21 protein-coding genes are annotated in these 18,218 nt (G+C 67.0%); 14 read left to right on the top strand and 7 right to left on the bottom strand.

Annotation, left to right across the window (positions count from 1 at the left end):
- Positions 1-311: 311 nt before the first annotated feature.
- Positions 312-1,340 carry an energy transducer TonB gene (locus tag ACXU4B_RS10200; RefSeq protein ID WP_131410159.1) on the bottom strand — a complete coding sequence of 343 codons (1,029 nt, stop codon included), beginning with the start codon at positions 1,338-1,340 and terminating at the stop codon, positions 312-314.
- Positions 1,341-1,575: 235 nt separating this feature from the next.
- On the bottom strand, positions 1,576-2,496 hold the full coding sequence (locus ACXU4B_RS10195) for a LysR family transcriptional regulator (protein ID WP_131410157.1): 921 nt from the start codon (positions 2,494-2,496) through the stop codon (positions 1,576-1,578).
- 116 nt (positions 2,497-2,612) lie between these two features.
- Between ACXU4B_RS10195 and ACXU4B_RS10190 the strand changes: the two genes are divergently transcribed.
- The 5 genes from ACXU4B_RS10190 to ACXU4B_RS10170 all read left to right on the top strand — a co-directional run bounded on the left by ACXU4B_RS10190 (position 2,613) and on the right by ACXU4B_RS10170 (position 6,606).
- A complete protein-coding gene (locus ACXU4B_RS10190; protein ID WP_131410155.1) occupies positions 2,613-3,362 on the top strand; it encodes an SDR family NAD(P)-dependent oxidoreductase in 750 nt (249 codons plus the stop codon).
- A 20-nt stretch (positions 3,363-3,382) separates the two neighbouring features.
- Positions 3,383-3,781, top strand: coding sequence for a nuclear transport factor 2 family protein (locus ACXU4B_RS10185; protein WP_131410153.1), 399 nt, complete (start codon positions 3,383-3,385; stop codon positions 3,779-3,781).
- A 206-nt stretch (positions 3,782-3,987) separates the two neighbouring features.
- Positions 3,988-4,440, top strand: a complete 453-nt coding sequence (locus ACXU4B_RS10180) for a hypothetical protein (protein ID WP_131410151.1) — start codon at positions 3,988-3,990, stop codon at positions 4,438-4,440.
- Positions 4,441-4,774: 334 nt separating this feature from the next.
- Positions 4,775-5,641 (top strand): PP2C family protein-serine/threonine phosphatase, encoded by an 867-nt coding sequence (locus ACXU4B_RS10175; RefSeq protein WP_131410149.1) that lies wholly within the window; start codon positions 4,775-4,777, stop codon positions 5,639-5,641.
- A 2-nt stretch (positions 5,642-5,643) separates the two neighbouring features.
- Complete coding sequence (locus ACXU4B_RS10170; RefSeq protein ID WP_240734069.1) at positions 5,644-6,606, top strand: LysM peptidoglycan-binding domain-containing protein; 963 nt, start codon at positions 5,644-5,646, stop codon at positions 6,604-6,606.
- A 30-nt stretch (positions 6,607-6,636) separates the two neighbouring features.
- Here ACXU4B_RS10170 and ACXU4B_RS10165 read toward each other — a convergent pair whose 3' ends face one another.
- A complete protein-coding gene (locus ACXU4B_RS10165; RefSeq protein ID WP_131410147.1) occupies positions 6,637-8,337 on the bottom strand; it encodes a protein kinase domain-containing protein in 1,701 nt (566 codons plus the stop codon).
- Positions 8,338-8,347: 10 nt separating this feature from the next.
- Positions 8,348-8,854: an FHA domain-containing protein gene (locus ACXU4B_RS10160; RefSeq protein ID WP_131410145.1), complete on the bottom strand. Its 507-nt coding sequence runs from the start codon at positions 8,852-8,854 to the stop codon at positions 8,348-8,350.
- Between the two features lie 305 nt (positions 8,855-9,159).
- Here ACXU4B_RS10160 and ACXU4B_RS10155 point away from each other — a divergent pair, with 305 nt between their 5' ends.
- Complete coding sequence (locus ACXU4B_RS10155) at positions 9,160-10,002, top strand: class I SAM-dependent methyltransferase (protein WP_131410143.1); 843 nt, start codon at positions 9,160-9,162, stop codon at positions 10,000-10,002.
- A 25-nt stretch (positions 10,003-10,027) separates the two neighbouring features.
- On the opposite strand, the gene ACXU4B_RS10150 is transcribed toward ACXU4B_RS10155, so the two are convergent.
- On the bottom strand, positions 10,028-10,753 hold the full coding sequence (locus tag ACXU4B_RS10150; RefSeq protein WP_131410141.1) for a nuclear transport factor 2 family protein: 726 nt from the start codon (positions 10,751-10,753) through the stop codon (positions 10,028-10,030).
- A 196-nt stretch (positions 10,754-10,949) separates the two neighbouring features.
- Here ACXU4B_RS10150 and ACXU4B_RS10145 point away from each other — a divergent pair, with 196 nt between their 5' ends.
- The 5 genes from ACXU4B_RS10145 (at position 10,950) to ACXU4B_RS10125 (ending at position 14,344) form a co-directional block, all read left to right on the top strand.
- Complete coding sequence (locus ACXU4B_RS10145; protein WP_458910865.1) at positions 10,950-11,510, top strand: methyltransferase family protein; 561 nt, start codon at positions 10,950-10,952, stop codon at positions 11,508-11,510.
- A gap of 112 nt (positions 11,511-11,622) precedes the next feature.
- Positions 11,623-12,489, top strand: a complete 867-nt coding sequence (locus tag ACXU4B_RS10140) for a GGDEF domain-containing protein (protein ID WP_205746548.1) — start codon at positions 11,623-11,625, stop codon at positions 12,487-12,489.
- Between the two features lie 301 nt (positions 12,490-12,790).
- The gene (locus ACXU4B_RS10135; RefSeq protein ID WP_131410138.1) at positions 12,791-13,330 is read left to right on the top strand and encodes a DUF6630 family protein; all 540 of its coding nucleotides are present in this window, start codon (positions 12,791-12,793) and stop codon (positions 13,328-13,330) included.
- Between the two features lie 34 nt (positions 13,331-13,364).
- The gene (locus tag ACXU4B_RS10130) at positions 13,365-13,874 is read left to right on the top strand and encodes a DUF1697 domain-containing protein (protein WP_131410136.1); all 510 of its coding nucleotides are present in this window, start codon (positions 13,365-13,367) and stop codon (positions 13,872-13,874) included.
- A gap of 29 nt (positions 13,875-13,903) precedes the next feature.
- Entirely contained in the window at positions 13,904-14,344 is a 441-nt protein-coding gene (locus ACXU4B_RS10125; protein WP_458910864.1) for a hypothetical protein, read from the top strand.
- Between the two features lie 18 nt (positions 14,345-14,362).
- Here the strand turns inward: ACXU4B_RS10125 and ACXU4B_RS10120 are convergent, their stop codons facing one another.
- On the bottom strand, positions 14,363-15,217 hold the full coding sequence (locus ACXU4B_RS10120) for an endonuclease/exonuclease/phosphatase family protein (protein WP_131410132.1): 855 nt from the start codon (positions 15,215-15,217) through the stop codon (positions 14,363-14,365).
- 129 nt (positions 15,218-15,346) lie between these two features.
- Here ACXU4B_RS10120 and ACXU4B_RS10115 point away from each other — a divergent pair, with 129 nt between their 5' ends.
- The 3 genes from ACXU4B_RS10115 (at position 15,347) to ACXU4B_RS10105 (ending at position 17,203) form a co-directional block, all read left to right on the top strand.
- On the top strand, positions 15,347-15,910 hold the full coding sequence (locus ACXU4B_RS10115; protein ID WP_131410130.1) for a GNAT family N-acetyltransferase: 564 nt from the start codon (positions 15,347-15,349) through the stop codon (positions 15,908-15,910).
- 72 nt (positions 15,911-15,982) lie between these two features.
- Positions 15,983-16,378: a GFA family protein gene (locus tag ACXU4B_RS10110; RefSeq protein ID WP_131410128.1), complete on the top strand. Its 396-nt coding sequence runs from the start codon at positions 15,983-15,985 to the stop codon at positions 16,376-16,378.
- Between the two features lie 243 nt (positions 16,379-16,621).
- Entirely contained in the window at positions 16,622-17,203 is a 582-nt protein-coding gene (locus ACXU4B_RS10105; RefSeq protein ID WP_131410126.1) for an OmpA family protein, read from the top strand.
- A 79-nt stretch (positions 17,204-17,282) separates the two neighbouring features.
- Here ACXU4B_RS10105 and ACXU4B_RS10100 read toward each other — a convergent pair whose 3' ends face one another.
- Positions 17,283-18,059, bottom strand: a complete 777-nt coding sequence (locus tag ACXU4B_RS10100; protein ID WP_131410124.1) for a hypothetical protein — start codon at positions 18,057-18,059, stop codon at positions 17,283-17,285.
- Positions 18,060-18,218 lie beyond the last annotated feature (159 nt).

Genomic DNA, 18,218 nt, shown 5'->3' with positions numbered 1-18,218 from the left:
AAGGAAATGGGCGGCCCATGCGCGGCCGCCCATCGGTCTGTCCAGCCAGCCCCTTTCAGTAGGCTGATGGTGCTCCGCCAGTATGGCGGTCGCCTGCTTGTCCGAGTCGTCCAGTCAACTCGGGAGCAAGGCCAGATTAGGCGAGTGATTGTTGAACTGTCATCACGGGAATCTTAGTAAGTCGTAAAAAGACGACAAATGTTTGCTCGGATCGCAAATTCTTTGAAGCAGACGCAAAAGATGTCAGAGATATTTCGCCGCAAGCTTTCTCTGATCTTTCTTTATGACCCTTCCGCGACAAGCCGGCGGCCTTACTTCGTCACCACGTCGAACACAAACCACGGCCTGAAAACCTTGTCATAGCCGACCGTCGGCAGGGCGCCCATGCTCTTCACCGCCTGCACCAGCGAGGCGCGCGCGTTGTCGTCGAGCTCGCAGGTGTCGAGCGGCTCGGCATCGGTGATGGTGCCGTCCGCTTGCTGGCTGATGCCGAGCACGCAGTGGGAACCCGCGCTGGCGGGTGAGGGCGGCGTCCAGTGCCGGGCAATCTCATCGCCGACGGCATGGACGTAATCGGCCACCATGGCGGCCTTGTCGGCGGGCCACGCGTCGAAGCTGAAGTTGTAGGGAATGCGGACGGTGCGGGCGATCGGCTTGAGGTTGGCCATCGCGGGCTTGAACAGCGTGCGCCTGGCGTGATCCATGGCGGAAGCATCAATGTCCGCGCGACCGCTCGAGGTCTGCAGCCTGACGAAATCGACGCCGCCGGCTGCATTGACCCCGACCAGCACGATGGCGGTGCCGCCCTCGTTCGCGGCCAGGGCCTGCAGCGGGTACTGCACAGGGGGTGCGTTGATGCGCTCTGGCAGCGAAGCGGGTGCCGACGGTGGTGCGGGCGGCCGCGGAATCGCACCCGGGGGCAGGAATGGCGACAGCGGCATCCACAGGCTGGCTTCGTAGTGCAGGCTGACCGCCAGCGGTGCATGCGCGCCGGCCGAGGGGAAATCGATCTGCGCGAGCCCGTCGCGGAAGCATACGGTCACCGGCGTTTCCGGCTGCACGTGGGCGTAGGCGAGGCGCTGGTCTTCCTTGACCACACCCACTACGTCGAATTCCTCGTGCGGCGTGGGCGCCAGCTTCGCGCAGCGTTGCAACAGGTCACTGGCCTGCTTGAGCACCGGGTTGCCATAGAGTGCCCGAAGGTAGTCCTGGCCCCAGGTCGTGGCCGAGGCCACCAACGCCTGCGCCTGGAGTTGGGCGTAGTTGGCGTGGGCCAAGCCGTCATCGGAGGCATGCGCCGATGCGCAAACGAGCAGCAGTGCAGACGCCAGCTTCTTCATGGTGTTCCCGGCCTGGGGGTGGTGGTTGCCGAGGCAGGCATCAGTACGCCTGCCACTTGCCGCAAGTGCCGTGGCGCGGACAAGGCGCTGCCGGGCAGCGGCTGGATCCGCTGCGCAAGCGATGCCTGTGCTTCCCCTGTCCAACTCCACGGCCTGACGGCCCGGGGCATCCTATCGAAACCGTGGGCTCCCGGTCACTTGATCGGCCGAGTGTCTCCGACCCCTGTTCAAGTGATCAGCGCTTTGCGCTTCCGGGCTCGAGCTGCGCCTGGAAGCGATCCGCGAGCCAGTCGATGAACACGCGCAGGCGCTGCGACAGATGGCGGTTGGGCGGGTAGACCAGATGCAGGGGGTAGGGCCTGGGTCGCCAGCGCGGCAGCAGTTCGACCAGCTCGCCGCTGGCGACGGCATCGCGGGCGATGAAGGCGAACGTCTGGATCACGCCAAGGCCCGCCAGTCCCGCGGCAAAGTGAGCATTGCTTTCGTTGATGCCGACGGCATGGCGGGGGCTGATCTGGAGCCGGCGCCCATTGCTCTCGAAGTGCATCGGAAGCGGGCGTCCGGTGAGGGCGGAAAGATAGTTCACCACCGGATGCGTTTCTCCCAGGTCCTGCGGATACTTCGGCCTGCCATATCGCTTGACGAACTCCGGCGAAGCACAGGTGATCCAGCCGGCGCGAGCGATGGTGCGCGCTACCAGGCCGGGATCGGTAAGCGCACCACCACGGATCACGCAATCGACGTTGTCGCCGATGAGATCCACGTGGCGATCGGATACGCCGAGGTCGATGCGGATATCCGGATAGCGGGCGAGGAAGTCCGGCAGCGCGGGTACCAGCAGGCGGCTTGCCACCGACGAGCCCAGGTCCACGCGCAGATGCCCGCGCGGACGCGCCTGCGCGGCGCTGAAGCTGGTATCGATGTCTTCCAGTTCCCGCAGCACGCGCGCGCTCTTTTCGTAGTACGCGGAGCCGTCAGGCGTGACGACGATGCGACGCGTCGTGCGCTGGAGCAATTGCACGCCCAGGTGCGCCTCCAGCGTCTGCACCAGCTTGCTCACCGTGGCCTTCGGCAGCTGCAGCGAATCGGCGGCCTTGGTGAAGTTGCCCGCCTCGACCACGCGGGCGAAGGCGCGAATGGCAAGCAGCTGGTCCATGGCGATTGTCCATGTGGGTGGATAAAGAATGCTTTAGTGGCGGCTTTATCAACTAATACCGCGGATCTACGTTAAGCGCGTCGGCAATCAGCCCTCATACGCAAAGGTAGATTTCCATGAGTACGTCCTTCACCAACAAGGTTGCCCTTGTCACCGGCGGCAGCACGGGCATTGGCCTGGCCACGGCGCAGGAGTTCGCTTCGCGCGGTGCAAAGGTCTACATCACCGGGCGGCGCCAGGCCGAACTCGATGCAGCGGTGGCTGCAATCGGCCACGCGGCGACGGGCATCCAGGCCGATGCCGCGAGCCTGGCCGACCTGGATCGCGTGATGGCCCGGATCAGGCGCGAGACGGGTCGCCTGGACATCGTGTTCGCCAATGCTGGCGGTGGCGACATGTTGCCGCTGGGCGCGATTACCGAGGAGCACTTCGACCGCATCTTCGCGAGCAACGTCAAAGGCGTGCTGTTCACCGTGCAGAAGGCGTTGCCGCTGCTGGTGGATGGTGGCGCCGTGATTCTCACCGGTTCGACCACCACGCTGCAGGGCACCGAAAACTTCAGTGTGTACAGCGCGAGCAAGGCGGCCGTGCGCAATTTCGCCCGTTCATGGCTGCTCGACCTCAAGGCGCGTCGCATCCGCATCAACGTGATCAGCCCGGGCCCGGTACGCACGCCTGGCCTGGCCGGGCTGGTGCCGCCGGAACACAAGGATGGCCTCTTTGCCCAGCTCGCCAGCGTGGTGCCGATGGGGCGCCTGGGCGAGCCGGAAGAAATCGGCAAGGCCGTGGCCTTCCTTGCGTCCGAAGACGCCAGCTTCATCAACGGCATCGAGCTGTTTGTCGATGGCGGCACGGCGCAGATCTGAACATTCATCAGGAGACTCCCATGCTTACTCCCACCCAACTGCTGCGGGCCTATCTTTCCGAGATACAGGATCCGGCCGCCGTGGCCGCACTGTTCGCCGACGACGGTGTACTCGAACTGCCGGCGCTCGCCTCGATGGGCATCGACGCCCGCGCACAGGGGCCGGCTGCGATCGAGAAGTTCATTGCCAGCCTGCTGGCCAACGTGCCGGACTTCCGCTTCCAGGACATCCGCATTTTCATCGAAACGCCTGACCAGGCGTTCGGCGAATACAGCGTTGAGGCGGCCGTGCGTTCCACCGGAAAAATCTATCGCCAGACCTATGCCGGGCGGCTGGTCGCCGAGCGCGGCAAGATCAAGTTGCTGCGCGAATCGCTGGATACGCTCGCGGCATACCGGGCCTTCAGCAAGGACGTGTGACGGTTGATGAGAGCTTGAGCGCCGGCGCTGTCGGCGAACCGAGGGACAGGGACAATCCATGGTCTGGATGTTCCTGATCCTTCTTCACGAGCTCCCCGGGTCGCCTCCTTGTCCAGCCACGCCGACGCCATTTCGGGCCTGATCCGATATGCGAGCCTGGATCAGCGGGCGCATAAGGTGACAGCCAGCGGGCGGGAGCCGCTGGCGTGGTGGCACGCATCGGAACGAAGTTCTTCCCCGGCTACCACCGGCATGACCTGATCTCGGCTGGCGCTCGACTCAAAGGGACTGGAAAGGAGAACGCGATGATCTTTCGAAAGATGCTTCTGGGACTGGCTGTCGCCTTGTTCGCATCAGACATTTCGTCGGTGCAGACGCCAGGCGCCAAGGTGCCTGTCACTGCAAAGACGACACCGCAGCAGTCGCTGACGCTGACCCCGGTGCAGGGGACCGCCAACGTATTTACCGATACCGTCGGCAACCGGTTCACCGTACAGCCGGAAGACGGTGGCTCCCTGTGCGACCCGAATGGCTGCATGGTGAAGGTCTGCACCGCATCGGGCGCCTGCAGCTGGTATTACTGCACTGCCATCAAATGCGTGTCGATCAGGCCGCAGGGCGCGCCGGTTCCTGGAGACAAGTCACCGTCCACGGGCTGAGGAAGCAACGATGTGAGGGCCTGGGCGTTCACTCCGTGCCACGTCCAGGCCTTCCGGGTAGTGAATCGCTCTGACCATCGCTTCAAGGCTGCGGTGGCTGCGTCCCACAACCGGGGCGCCCGGAAGGCCATTGCCGGCAACGCCGTAGCCCACGCCAGCCCGTGGGGCAAGTGCAGGGAGGGCCGCCCCCGGGCCATCGCACTCGCTCCGGCAGTTATCTACACTGGGCTCGAGCTGGCCCGGAGTAGCGGGGGCGGATGAGGGGCAGGGTCGGCGCAAGTCCCGGCAGGTTTCGGCCTGAAGGGGGCGCTCATGCGTTGGGGGGAGACGATCGATGGACGGTGCTGTCGATTTTCATGCGACCCGATGGGTTGCTGCCGGCCGTGCCCGCGGCGGGCGCGAGACGCAACAGGACGACCTGATCTGCCTGCATGACGCGGCCGCGGACGTGCACCTGCTGGTGCTGGCCGATGGCATGGGTGGCGATGGCGCGGGCGAGCTGGCCTCCGACGGGGTGATCCAGGTGGCCCGTGCGCTGTGGGAGCAGCGCATCTGGGAGCAGCAGCCCGGCGCGCTGTTCCTCGAATTGCTCTGCCAGGAAGCGCATACCGAGCTGCGGCGTCGACGCGATGGCCTGTCGAGCGGCGAGCCGCACTCCACCGTGGTGGCCCTGATGATCCGTGGCAAACGGGTGGCGTGGGTACACGTCGGCGATAGCCGTCTATACCGCTTCCAGGGCCGGCGCTGCATCGGGCGGACCGAGGATCACAGCCTGTCCCAGCTCAAGCTGAGCCGGGGCGAGCTGGTCGAATCGCAGCTGGCCAGCGACCCCGATCAGCACCGCTTGCTGCGGGGGCTTGGCGGACCCGAGGCGCCCGTCGTCGAGCATGGCTGCGCCGAGCTGCGCCCCGGCCACACTTTCGTGCTGTGCAGCGACGGCGTCTGGGAGCAGTTGAGCGCGGGCGAGCTGGCCGAGCTGGCGCGGCGCCCCGACCAGCACGACGCCGTGCGCGAGGCGCTGGCGCTGGCAGTCGAACGCGGTGGCCGGGATGGGGACAATGTCGCACTTATTCTCGTGCGGCCCGGCTACGCTGGATGGTGGCGGCGATGCCGTGACAGGATCGGGCTGGTGCTGCGCCGGGTCGCCTCGCTGGGGCGATGGCCCGGCGAGCAGGCCCCCACCATGCGCAACGAGGTGTGACCTTGCTTCGATCGATCGGTTTCACGCGCGCCGGCCGCCGGCTGGCGACGCAGCTGGTGCTTTCGGTGGCCCTGCTGAGCATGGCCGGCTGCGCCCAGATGAGCGCGCTCAAGTCCCGGGTAAGCGGCTCGCATCCGGCCGAAACCGCGGCACCGGCGAGCACGACCGAGGCTGCGCCGGAAGTGGCCCAGCCGCTGCCGCCCGGCGCGATCGCCACCAACTATCTTCAGCACGGGCACTATGCCGAGGGCGAGCAGCAGCTGCGCCAGTTCCTCGCCAAGTACCCGGGCGACCGCTCCGCGCAGCAGCTGTTGCGCCAGCTCACCGCCGAGCCCAAGAGCATGCTCGGCGCCTCGTCGCGCGCTTACGTCGCGCAACCGGGTGATTCCTACAGCACGCTGGCCGCGCGCTATCTGGGCGATTCCAGCCTGTTCCTGGTGCTGGCTCGCTACAACGGCTCGACCGATCCGTCGACGCTGAAGGCTGGCGATGCCCTGCGCCTGCCCACCCTGGGCACGCGCGCGCCGCTGCCGGAGGCTGCTTCATCGAAGTCGGGTGGGGCCAGTCGCAATGCCGCCAGCAGCGCCGCGGCCGCCGCCGCGACACCGCCCGCCGCCGCGCCGGAGGCGGCGCCAGCCGCCGCCGAAACGCCCGCGGCCCGCGCGCAGCGCCTGCAGGCGGAGAGCGACGCCCTGCTCAAGCAGGGGCAGAAGATTCAGGCACTGGCGCGTCTGGATCAGGCGCTGAACATCGATCCGCACCTGAAGCCGACCGCCAACCAGCCATTGCGCGAGCAGCTGCTCGCCTCGTACCACGAGCGTGCGGTGGTGTTGTATCGCGACCAGAAGCTGGACCAGGCGATTGCGCTGTGGGACCACGTGCTGGCCATCGACCCGGGCTACGAACGCGCGACGATCTACCGTGCGCGTGCGATCGAACTGCAGCACCGGCTCAAGCAGATCTGAAGCGGCCGGGCAGCGCGCCGCCGCGAGCCGCTAGCGCGGGTCGTTGCTCGCTTCCGGCGGCGCGATCACCCGGGTGACCTGGCTGGCGTCGTCCGCCGCGTGGCCGGTCGTGGGCGCGCCATCCTTGGGCTCGCGTGTCTGCAGTGCGCTGTTCATCAGGTTGAAGGCGGCAAACAGCCGCCCCAGTTCGTCGCGGCGCACGAGGCGGATACGGTAGTGGTAGTCGCCACGCGCCACGCGCATCAAGGCGTCGCCGAGCATGCCGAGCAGGGCGAGCGGGCGGCGGAACAGCCAGTAGGCAGCGCCCACCACGGCCGTGAGCGTGACCAGCAGCACCGCCACGATGACCCATAGCGTGGTGCGCTGCGCGACCAGCAGCGGCTCATTGCCCACGCCCAGGCGCAACTCCCCCACCAGCTTGTCCTGGTAGCGGATCGGCAGGTCGAACAGCAGCATCTCGCTGCCCTGGGGCCCTTCGGCCACGGAGCCCAGATAGCTGTCGACGGCGCTGCTGACCGCCGGTGGTTTCGCTTGCGCGCTGGCGAACGGATGGCCGACCTCGGCTGCGCGCGTGCTGGCGATGACCGCACCCTGTCGATTGGCGATGGCGAGGTAATGAATCTGCTTGTTGCGCGCGATGTCCAGCACCAGCGCGCGGGTGGCGGCGTCATCGCCGAGCAGCAGGTTTTCCGCCGATTCGCTGGCCACCATGCGTCCCAGCGAACTGCCGAAGTCCTGGGCCAGGCCGGTGACGGCGTCGCCCTGCTTGGCATAGATCGTCGTCAGTCCCAGCAACAGCACCAGGCAGAGGATGGCGGCGAGGCCGCCGATCCAGCGCAGGCGCAGCGAGATGATGCGCGCGGCCAGCGGCGCTTCGTGCGAGCGTTCGTATTCGCGACGCGCCAGGCGCAGGTCGTCGATGACCTCGGCGCCGTTCTGGTAGCGCGCATCGGCGGTGGGCGACAGCAGGGTGCGCACGATGCCGACCAGCATCGCGGGCGTGGCCGGATCGATCGGCGCGATGGTGGGGCGAGGCCGGCGTTGCCGGTCCCTGATCAGGCGATTGAGGTCCTGCGTTTCGATCCACGGCATCTTGCCGGTGACCAGCCAGTACAACACCACGCCCAGCGAAAACAGGTCGCTGCGCGCGTCGGCGGGCTCGCCACGCAGGCGCTCGAGCGCCATGTACGCGGGCGTGCCGCCGATCTGCAGGTCGCCGCCATGGCGTGGATCGCGCAGCGCGCGGCGCTCGGCGGTGCCGAAGTCGCTGAGCTTGGCGTAGTGCCAGTCCTCGGCGAGCATGATGTTTTCGGGTTTGACGTCGTGATGGATCACGCCTTGCCCATGCGCGTAATCCAGCGCCGAGGCAATCTGCGTCGCCAGCTCGATGGTCACCGAGAGCGGCGGCAGTCCATCGCGTGCGACGCGGCTGGCCAGCGTTTCGCCGGACAGCCGTTCCATCGCGATGTATTTGCGGCCATCGTCGGTTTCGCCGGTGTCGAACACGGTGACGATGTTGGGGTGGACCAGATGGCCCGAAGCGCGTGCCTCCAGCAGGAAGCGATCCTGCGAGCCCGGATCGGTGGCCATGCTGCGATGCAGGCATTTGATCGCCACCGGCCGGTCGATGCCCGGATCGAAACCGGCATACACGATGGCCATGGCGCCTTCGCCAAGCACGCCGTCGATGCGATAGCGCCCGATGGCGCGCGGAGCGGTGCGTTCAGTCATGCATCGGCTCCTACAGCAGCCACCAGGCCAGCGCGGCCAGGCCCGCCAGCACCAGCAGGCCCGCCGCCAGCGCGTACAGGCGTACGTGTGTGCGCTGGCCGGGCTCGCGGGTCAGGAACACGAACTCGACCTGGCCGAAGCGGATGCGGTCGCCATGCTTGATGGTCGCTTCATGCACGCGCCTGCCGTTGACGAAGGTGCCGTTGGTGGAGAGCGTGTTCATCACGACGTAGTGGCCTTGCTGGTTCATCACCCACGCATGGGCCGAGGAGACGCTCTGGTCGCCGATCACGATGTCGTTGTCGTCGCGGCGGCCGATGGTCTGGCGGCCGGGGCGCAGCGAAAAGCGATGTCCTTCCAGCCCTTCGTTGAGGCCTTCCAGCACCGGCTCGCGGACGCTGGCGCGCCCGTCGGACGCAGGGCCGCTCGCCCGCGCGAGGCGACTGAGTTCCTCGGCGGAAAACAGCCGCGTGCCCTGCGGGCCTGAGCGGCGCTTCCAGGGTGCGGGAGGCGGCATGTGGCTAGAGCTGTCCATCGAATGCCTTGGCGCAAGAATCTACCGGGACAATATAGCCAATAAGTCGGTCGCCAATGCTCGGACCTGGCGCACAATGCCAGCTTGGTCCGTTACTTGCGGCAAGCTGACGGAGTGGGCCGGTGGTGGGCTGGGCGGGTGCGTCAGCCGGGGGAGGCCAGCGTTTATCATCGCTGGCCTTTGCCACCCCGCACCGTGCCGAACCATGGCATCGGCAGGGCCCCGGCCCGGCGCCAGCCCCGGTGCCCCGGGCCGCTGCACCCGTTCGTTCCAGGAGATCAGCCCCCGTGTCGCATTATTCAGGTCCCCTGCTCACGCGTCCCGTCGCGGAGAAACTGCTGGCCGCACGGGATGCCGGTGCAGGCGACTGGACCGGCACGCTGGACCTGGGCCGTTCAAGCGGCCAGGCGCTGCTGCAGGCGGACGCGTGGACGTGGATGGAGCAACGCTACCCGTATCCCCCGAAGCTGAAGGACCGCACGATCTACTACTGGGATGGCGAAGAGTTCACGCCGGTGTCGCGCTTCTCCGGCTCGCTGATCAAGCTGGTGCCCACCGAATGGGGCGCGCCCACGTTCGAGATCGACGGCATCAAGATGCTGCCCACCTCGAAGGAGTCGCCGTTCGAGGATGCACGCCGCAAGGTGGCCCTGGTCGAGCCGCGCAACAAGGTCCTGCTGGATACCTGCGGCGGCCTTGGCTACTTCGCCGCCTGCTGCCTGGAAGCGGGCGTGTCGCGCATCCATTCGTTCGAGAAGAACCCCGACGTGTTGTGGTTGCGCACGCTCAACCCGTGGTCGCCCGATCCGGATGCGCCCGCCAGCGGCGGCCGCCTGCAGCTCACCCATGCCGATGTGTCGCAGACCATCACGCAGATCGCCGACGCTTCGGTGGACGCCCTGCTGCACGACCCGCCGCGCTTCGGCATCGCCGGGGAGCTCTACTCGCAGGTGTTCTACGACCAGCTGGCCCGCGTGCTCCGCCGCAACGGACGCCTGTTCCACTACACCGGCAGCCCCAACAAGCTCACCAGCGATCGTGACGTTCCGCGCGAAGTGGCCCGGCGGCTGGAGAAGGCGGGCTTCAAGGCGCAGCTGGCGCTGGATGGCGTGCTGGCGACACGGCGCTGACCAGCGCGCTGCGCGCGCCGGGTGCTCAGCCGACCTTGCGGAACTCGAAACCGTGGCCTTCGCGCCGCGACGAGAATCCGGTCACCTTGCCGTGGCCATCGCGCTCGAAGATCCGGCGTGCACGCGCCTGGCCCGGCGTAAACAGCACGTCGCGCGCTTCGGCCAGCAGCGGCGTGGGCGCGGCGCCATTGGTGGCGCTGACAAGTTGGTTGCCCTGCCTGGCGATGGTGACGGTGAAGCCCGGCGCCGCCCGATAGGTGCCGACGTACTCGTCCAGCGCCTCAGGAGCGAGCACCACGCTCGGCGGGTCATCGGAGAGCGCCACGGTCTGGCTGGAAATCATGCGCCAGGCGTCGCCCTCGTCGAGCCAGACTTCTGTTGAACGGAAGCGCGGCCGCATGGCCTGGTCGCCGAGTTGCACGGTGGCGTTGTCGGTAAAACTGGTGACGGCGACCTTGCCGTGCAGTTCGATATGGAAGTCCGATTGCACGAGCCGGTTGCTGACCGCCTTGGGTCCCGCAGGGCCGGGCGTGATGATGTCCTGCCTGGTGGCGATGTCGCCGCCTTCGTTGATGAAGACCACGCGGTCGTCGAGGTAGCGCGCGAGCGTCGCGGTATCGCCCGAGGCGGATGCATCGGAGAACTCCTGCGACTGGCGCCTGATCTTCGCCACGACGTCTTCGGTGGCGTGCGCCGTGCAGGCAGCAACAACGGCAAGCAACATCATCGCGTGAGGCAGGACGCGCTGCATGGCAATCTCCCGTGGCTGGCGGCCAATGTATCGCCACGACCCATCGTTTCATGTGCCGTTCGTCGTGGTGGAACAGGCGCCGACGGGATCGCCCGTCGCCAGCCTTGCATGCCGCCGCCGGCGGGACTTGTTGCCGCTGCGCCTGCGAGGCAAGCTGGCGAGGTCCGCTTCCGACGCCAGACCCACAGGGCAGGCCATGCACACTGTGCGCGAGATCGCCTATGTCGTCTTCTTCGTCTGGCTCTTCATCGATGCCATGGTGGTGTTCCGCCTGAAGAGCAGCGAGTCGGAAAATCGTGATCGCCAGTCGCTGAGGCTGCTGATGATCGGCAACCCGATCGCCTATGCCATCAGCATCGCGCTGGCGTACGGCAGGGCAGGCGCCATGGACAGTGTTCCCCTGCAGGTCACTGGCCTGGTGATCCTGGTCATCGGCATCGCCATCCGTACGGCGGCGATCATGCAGCTTGGCCGTCTGCATACCCCGAATGTGGCCGTGCGCACCGACCACCAGCTCAAGCAGACCGGGCTGTACCGTCGCATACGCCACCCGAGCTACCTGGGCGCGCTGCTGGGCTTCCTGGGCTTCGCGCTGGCGCTGGGCAACTGGTGGAGCGTGGTCGTGATGATGGGCATCACCACGTTCATCTACCTCTATCGCATCCGCGAGGAGGATGCGGCGCTGGCGGCGGCCTTTGGCGAGTCCTATCGGCAGTACGCCGCGCGCACCAAGCGGCTGATCCCGTGGGTGTACTGAACGGGCCCGCCGCCCCGGGGGCATTGCAAGCGCGGCCGCGGCCAGATGAAATGGGCCCGTCCTGCCCTGTGGCCAACTCCATGACTTCCCGCCGCCGCCGATGAATTCCGCGATGATCACGACGTCCCAACTCAACGCGCCGGCGCTCAGTTTCGTGGGCACGCTGGCGGCCTCGATGACCAGCGCGCGCACGCTGGAAGAGCTGGTGCGGCCATTGCTCGAATTGCTGCAGACCGTCACCGGGCTCGAATCGACCTACCTGACCACCATCGATCAGGCGGCGGGCTTCCAGTACATCCTGTTTGCGCGCAACACGCGCCGCCTGCAGATTCCCGAGGGCCTGTCGGTGCCGTGGGAAGGCACGCTGTGCAAACGCGCGCTGGAGGAAGGCCTGCCCTATACCGATGACGTCGCCCACTGCTGGGCCGACTCGGCGCCGGCTCGCGCACTGGGCATCGCCACCTATGCCAGCACCGCCGTGCGCACCGACGATGGCACGCTCTACGGCACCCTGTGCGCGGCCAGCGACGAACGCCGGCCGCTGGCCGATGGCGCCGAGCAGGTGTTGCAGATGTTTTCGCGCCTGATCGCGCAGCAGGTCGAGCGCGAGCGGCTGGTGCAGGCCTTGCGCCATGCCAACGACACGCTCGCCGTGAGTGCGCTGACCGATGCCACCACGCAACTGCCCAACCGGCGCGCGCTGATGGACGAAATGCACCGGCGCCTGGCCTCGCTGGGGGCCGGTCAGCAGGCGCTGCTGGTGGCGTTCGTCGACCTGGACCAGTTCAAGGCCATCAACGACCAGTACGGGCACGATGCCGGCGACCGTTTCCTGGTCGCCATCGGCAGCCGGCTGCAGGGCGCGCTGCGCGCGGGCGACTTTGCCGCCCGGCTGGGTGGCGACGAGTTCGTGGTGCTGGCCAGCCCGCCGCGTGCCGATGCCGGGGCCACGCTCGCGGCACTGCAGTCCCGCCTGTAGCACGCCACCACCGGCCGCTTCAACCTGGACGGCCAGGTCATCGACTACGCCGGCCCCAGCATTGGCGTGATCACCGCCGCCTACGACGCCCGCGACCCGGAAAGCCTGCTGGCCCAGGCCGATGCCGCGATGTACGCCACCAAGCGTGCGCGCAAGAGCGCTTCTTCACGTCACTGAGCTGGGCTTCCCTGCCACCTACGTGCCAGATCCGGCCCGGCCATGCCGGGTGCATCGCCACGTGGCGCTTTGCAACCGGCGCAGGGAGCGCGATCATGCAGCTTCGCCTTTCCGCCAAGCACCCATGAACTCCTCCGACGACGATTTCGACACCGAGCGCCACTTCGACGAGCACGACGAAGACGATGACTCGCTGGACGCGCATGTCTGGCAGCTGTTGCTGCTGATCAATCCGGGCGACGACGATACGGCGTTCCAGCAGTTCACGGCCTACCGCGAGGCAGTGGGCGATGCCGACGAGGAGGAGATCGAGCCGGTGCGCGTGATCGGGCAGGTCATCGACTGGCGCTCGGGCTTCCAGGTGGAGGCGGACGACACGCGGGCGCTGGTGCAGGCCATCGACGAGCTGGTGTCGCGCTGGAACCTGTCGATCGACTGGGATGGCGATCCGGAAGATGACGAGTTCCATGTCGACGTGGACGCCGCATCACTGTTCGCCACCGCCTACGACAGCCTCGCGCCGCATGGTTATACCTTGTGGGCGCGGGAAACCGACGATGGCAGTTATGCGGGCTGGATTACGCTGACGCGCGACGCCGAGCCGATGCGTGAGCTGGCCACCTTGCTGGGCATCAATCTGCGCCTGGGCAGCGACGTCACCTGAGTGCGCCCGGTTCTGTTGGCCTGAGGAAAGCGAGATGACTGCATTCGTTGCCTTGTTGCGCGCCGTCAATGTCGGTGGCACCGGCAAGCTGCCGATGAGCGAGCTGAAGGCCATGTGCGAGGACGCCGGCTTCGACGACGTGCGCACCTACATTGCCAGCGGCAATGTGGTCTTCAGCAGCAAGAAGTCCGAAGCGCAGGTGCGGGCCGCGATCGAAAAGCGGCTGCATGCCCATGCCGGAAAGCCCGTGGCCGTGCACGTGCGCACCGCGGCCGAGATGTCCGCCGTCGCTGCCGCCAATCCGTTTCCGAAGGCGGCGCCCAATCGCGTCATCGCCATTTTCATCGAAGCCGCGCCGCCGGCGGATGCGCTCGCCAGCATCACCGGGTGCACGGACGAAATCGTCAAGCTCGGCCGGCGCGAAATCTATGTCTGCTACGGTGAAGGCATGGCCCATTCCAAGCTGAAGATCCCTGCCGCCAGCGCGGGAACGGCGCGCAATATGAACACGGTGGCGAAGCTGGCCGAGATGGCTGCCGGTTGAACGGCCCAGGTGCTCCCATGACATCGCCCATGCGTTTTCCCCAGCAGGACTTGCTCGCGTCGCTGGAGCGTCTTGGCGCGTCGGCAGCCACGGAGGCGGATGCGAGTGTGCCTGCGGCACTGGCTCAAGCTGGAGTACCGACAGCAGCGGTGGCTGCATTGGTCGCGCTGCTGACGGCGCGCAAGGCGACGCTGCAGGCGGCGTTCGACACCGCGCTGGCGGCAGACGAACTGCGTCGCTATCAGAAGTTCGCCAAGCCCGGGAGACCGTCGGCCCACATCGTCCAGCTACGCCAGAAGCAGGCGGCGGCACGCCAGGCCACGAGCCTGTCGCGGCAGTCGCTGATCAAGGCGGCTGCCGCCTTCGTTCGCGATGCCGGCATCGAGGTGCCCGAGCGAGTGGCGCTGAATGCCTTCATCATCGAATGGATCGGTGCCAAGCTGCCCGGGGACGATGGCCGGGCCGCGTGACCGCTTGCCACGCGCCGATCAGTGCGACGCTGGCTTCCATGACAGGTCCGCCACCACCGGGAAGTGGTCCGACGGATAGCGTCCGTTCTCTTGCGTGGTGATGGTGGCGAAGCGCGTGGCACGAAAGCCGCGGCTCAGGATGAAGTCGATGCGCTGGTCGGCGTGGCCGGTGAAGTCGTGGAAGGTTTCTGCCGGGCCCTCGACTTGCGGTGCGCTGGCACGCGCGTCCTGCAGGGCGCCGGCGAGCAGTGCATAGGTGGGGCTGCTGGCGTCGGTATTGAGGTCGCCGGTGAGCACGATGGGGACGTCCGGCGGAAGCTGGACCAGGCGCGCGAGGATTTCCTGCGCACCCTTGATCCGCGCCGGTTCGTCTTCGGGCCGGTAGGGCAGGTGGGTGTTGAGGTAGTAGAACGTGCGTCCCGTCGCCTTCACCTCGAACAGCGCCCAGGTGACCATGCGCGGATAGGGATGGCCCCAGGTGATGCTGCCGGGCTGGTCGGGCGTGTCGGACAACCAGTAATTGCCGGAATCCTTCAGGCGCAGAACGTCCTTGCGGTAGAACACGCCCATGTGTTCGTCGGCGTGGCCGCCGAAGCGGTCGATGCCGAACCAGGTGTACTCGGGCAGTTTGCCCACGATGTAGTCGCCCTGTTCCTGGTGCAGTTCCTGCGTGCCCAGCACATCGGGGTGCTGCTCGCGGATGGTGCGTACCATCAGGTCGCGTCGCGCCTCCCAGCGGTTCGGGCCATCGGAGACCACCGGCACGCGCACGTTGAAACTCATCACGCGCAAGTTCGGCGCGGCCGGTGGCGTGCCTGCGAAGGCGGACAGTGCAAGCACGGCGGCAAGCAGCGGCAGGAAGAATCGGGACACTGGCTGGCTCCATGGTCGTGCGGCAGGCGCCCAGACCGTAGCACGCGAGGCCGGCGGCCCGACTGTCCCTTCATGGGCCCCGGCCTTGGCGGGTATCCTGTCCCTGCACCCAGGGGCCGGGAAACTGCCATGACGACGCCACTCACCATTCGCGACATCCGGCACGACGAACACGGCCCGCTCGGGCAGCTGATGGTCGAGGTCTATTCGCAGCTGGAAGGCTTCCCTTCGCCGGTCGAGCAGCCGCGCTATTACGAGATGCTGGCCAACATCGGCGACTTCGCGACCAAGGTCGACACGCGGGTGCTGGTGGCCATGACCGGCGACGGCCTGCTGGTGGGCGGCGTGGTGTATTTCGGTGACATGGCCGCCTATGGGTCTGGCGGCACCGCGACCGCGGTGACCCGTGCCTCGGGCATCCGCCTGCTAGGCGTCAGCCCGCTCGCGCGGGGCATGGGCGTGGGCCGGGCCCTGACCGAGGCCTGCATCCGCCTCGCCCGGGACAAGCGCCACGCCCGCGTGGTGCTGCACACGACCGAGGCGATGCGGGTGGCGTGGAGCATGTACGAGCGGCTCGGCTTCGAGCGCACGCTGGATCTCGACTTCATGCAGGGCGCCTTGCCGGTGTTCGGCTTCAGCCTGTGGCTGGACGGGGCCGGCGCGGGCCTGCACGAAGCTGACGGCGACGGCTGAGGCCACCCGCGGCGCAAACCGTTACGCTTCGCCGCGAAGGCAGACCTTCCACCGGCATCAACGGGCTACCGCATGACCCAGCGCCTTGCCTCCTGCAGTTGTGGGCAGCTTACCGTCGAGACCACCGGCGAGCCGCTGCGCGTCTCCATCTGCCATTGCCATGCCTGCCAGCGACGAACCGGCAGCGTGTTCGGCGTGCAGGCCCGCTTCGCGGCCGAGAACGTCACGCCGCGCGGTCGCTCGTCGCGCTACATGCGCGTGGGCGAATCCGGCGGCAAGGCCCGCTTCTATTTTTGCCCCGCGTGCGGCGCGACCGTGCATTACCAGCTGGACGGGCTCGATCATCTGGTCGGCATTCCGGTGGGCGCGTTTGCTGATGCCTCGTTTCCCCGGCCCAACGTATCGGTGTTCGAAGACTGCATGCATGGCTGGGTCGTCCTGCCCGAGGACATCGAGCACGAGCGCTAGCGCGACTTCACGTGGCGTTTCCCGACGACGGCGCACGCTGCGCGAAGGGCGCGGCGTGGTTCATCCAGGCGGCGATGGTTTTCTGTATGCGCGCTGCACGGCGCCTAAAGACGCGTCGTGCCGAACACGTCAAATTGGCGCGAACTTGACATACCGAGTGGATACTTCCGTGTCGCGACCATCTTGCGACGCCATCGCTGCCGGCGTGCGCGCAAGCGTGGCGCGCATGAGAGGAGATGGGTCATGGCAAGCGTGGGCGGTAGGATCGGTTATGGAATCGTCGGTGTCTTCGTCGTAGCGCTTGGTGGTTGCACGGGCTACGTCAAGCAGACCGATTTCGACAGCGCCATTGCCGAGCTGCGTGGCAACGATCAGAAGCAGCAGCAGGAGATCGATGCCATCAAGCAGGAGATGGAGCAGAAGTTCGCCAAGTACGACACGCAGATCGCCGAGATGGCGGGACGCATCCGTGTCGACACGGTCGCGCATTTCGATACCAACAAGTCCGACGTGCGCGAGGAAGACAAGCCGCTGCTCGACGATTATGCGAAGGTGTTGCGCGAGCATCATTCCCAGGCGGTGGTCACCGCCGAAGGCTTCGCCGATCCATCGGGTTCGCCGGGCTACAACAAGCGCCTTGCGCTCAAGCGCGCCGAAGCGGTGCGCGACTACCTGATCAACACCGGCGGACTGAGCGCCAGCCAGGTGCGCGCGGTGAGCTATGGCGAGGTCAAGAATCGCCAGGTCGTCCCGGGTGAGTCGGGCGAAAAGGGCATGGCCAATCGCCGCGTCTCGCTGGTGACCGACTTCGGGGGCAACGGCTGAGCGGTCGCGCGCCCTGCGCGCATGAACGACAGAGGCCGCAGCAAGGCGGCCTCTGTCGGCTGACGGCAGCTGCGGGCGGCTACTTGCCCGAGGCCTTGTAGCTCAGTTCGGCGTTGTAGCTGTCGACGTGCGAAGCCTGGCTCTGCACGGCGTCGTTGAGCGACTTGCGCATCGCCTGCGCCTCTTCCTTGCCGTAGGCATTCTCGACCATCGTCCACAGCGGCGGGTTGTCGTCCATGCCCAGGTCGGCCCAGCTCTTGGACGGCAGCACGACGACATAGTCCGGTGCGTCGCCACCGCCGCCGCGGACCGATGCGGTCGCGAAGTAGTACGGCCATTTGGACTTCTCGGCGGCCGCGGCGATCTTCTTCACCACGGTGGTGAAGGCTTCGCGGTTTTCGTGGCCGAACTTCAGCTTGAAGTAGATCACCTCGATGTACGGGGCCGAGATGCCCATGCCCTTGGCCATGTGGCTCATGTCGGGCTGGGTCTCCATGAACGCGCTGAATTCGCTCTTGAGGTGCGGATTCACCTCCGAACGGAGCGCGCCGTCGCAGGCCTTGCCCGCGGCCTGCATGGCGTCGAAGCCGCTCCACGGCAGCGGGTCGGTGGTGTAGGAATAGGTGTAGGTATCGCCGGTCTCGTGGGTCCACGCGGTCCAGGTGTATTTGAAACCGTGCTGGCTCAGGCACTCGTTGAAACGCTTGATGCCCGCCTCGTAGGCCAGCTGGTCGGCCGGCGCCACGGTGTCGGTGTAATCGCGGATCACGGTGGCCTTGGCCGCCTCGGCCGCGTGGGTGCCCGCGGCGCAGGCCGTTGCCAGGGCAAGGACAAGCCAGGGTGTCATGCTCTTCATGGAAACCTCCCTCGGGCCATGGGCCCGCATTCGCTGGATGGTGGATTCCTTCGCGGCGCGCGAAGGTGCTTGGTCACGACTGACATTCACCGCATGGAGAGATAAGCGTGCGGAGCCCGGCGCGCGCGTGCGACGAGCAAAGACACAGGCGGGGTGCGC

The organism is Dyella soli (genome assembly GCF_054482295.1).
Note: the sequence above shows the minus strand (reverse complement) of the source record. Positions and strands in the feature narration are given on the sequence as shown.

What these genes read in the sequence shown, in the direction of transcription:
- ACXU4B_RS10165 (WP_131410147.1), bottom strand. Translation starts at nt 8,337, where the DNA reads ATGACTGAACGCACCGCTCCGCGCGCCATCGGGCGCTATCGCATCGAC.
- ACXU4B_RS10110 (WP_131410128.1), top strand. Translation starts at nt 15,983, where the DNA reads ATGACCCAGCGCCTTGCCTCCTGCAGTTGTGGGCAGCTTACCGTCGAG.
- ACXU4B_RS10200 (WP_131410159.1), bottom strand. Translation starts at nt 1,340, where the DNA reads ATGAAGAAGCTGGCGTCTGCACTGCTGCTCGTTTGCGCATCGGCGCAT.
- ACXU4B_RS10135 (WP_131410138.1), top strand. Translation starts at nt 12,791, where the DNA reads ATGAACTCCTCCGACGACGATTTCGACACCGAGCGCCACTTCGACGAG.
- ACXU4B_RS10160 (WP_131410145.1), bottom strand. Translation starts at nt 8,854, where the DNA reads ATGCCGCCTCCCGCACCCTGGAAGCGCCGCTCAGGCCCGCAGGGCACG.
- ACXU4B_RS10100 (WP_131410124.1), bottom strand. Translation starts at nt 18,059, where the DNA reads ATGAAGAGCATGACACCCTGGCTTGTCCTTGCCCTGGCAACGGCCTGC.
- ACXU4B_RS10140 (WP_205746548.1), top strand. Translation starts at nt 11,623, where the DNA reads ATGATCACGACGTCCCAACTCAACGCGCCGGCGCTCAGTTTCGTGGGC.
- ACXU4B_RS10130 (WP_131410136.1), top strand. Translation starts at nt 13,365, where the DNA reads ATGACTGCATTCGTTGCCTTGTTGCGCGCCGTCAATGTCGGTGGCACC.
- ACXU4B_RS10125 (WP_458910864.1), top strand. Translation starts at nt 13,904, where the DNA reads ATGCGTTTTCCCCAGCAGGACTTGCTCGCGTCGCTGGAGCGTCTTGGC.
- ACXU4B_RS10145 (WP_458910865.1), top strand. Translation starts at nt 10,950, where the DNA reads ATGCACACTGTGCGCGAGATCGCCTATGTCGTCTTCTTCGTCTGGCTC.
- ACXU4B_RS10190 (WP_131410155.1), top strand. Translation starts at nt 2,613, where the DNA reads ATGAGTACGTCCTTCACCAACAAGGTTGCCCTTGTCACCGGCGGCAGC.
- ACXU4B_RS10195 (WP_131410157.1), bottom strand. Translation starts at nt 2,496, where the DNA reads ATGGACCAGCTGCTTGCCATTCGCGCCTTCGCCCGCGTGGTCGAGGCG.
- ACXU4B_RS10185 (WP_131410153.1), top strand. Translation starts at nt 3,383, where the DNA reads ATGCTTACTCCCACCCAACTGCTGCGGGCCTATCTTTCCGAGATACAG.
- ACXU4B_RS10150 (WP_131410141.1), bottom strand. Translation starts at nt 10,753, where the DNA reads ATGCAGCGCGTCCTGCCTCACGCGATGATGTTGCTTGCCGTTGTTGCT.
- ACXU4B_RS10175 (WP_131410149.1), top strand. Translation starts at nt 4,775, where the DNA reads ATGGACGGTGCTGTCGATTTTCATGCGACCCGATGGGTTGCTGCCGGC.
- ACXU4B_RS10105 (WP_131410126.1), top strand. Translation starts at nt 16,622, where the DNA reads ATGGCAAGCGTGGGCGGTAGGATCGGTTATGGAATCGTCGGTGTCTTC.
- ACXU4B_RS10115 (WP_131410130.1), top strand. Translation starts at nt 15,347, where the DNA reads ATGACGACGCCACTCACCATTCGCGACATCCGGCACGACGAACACGGC.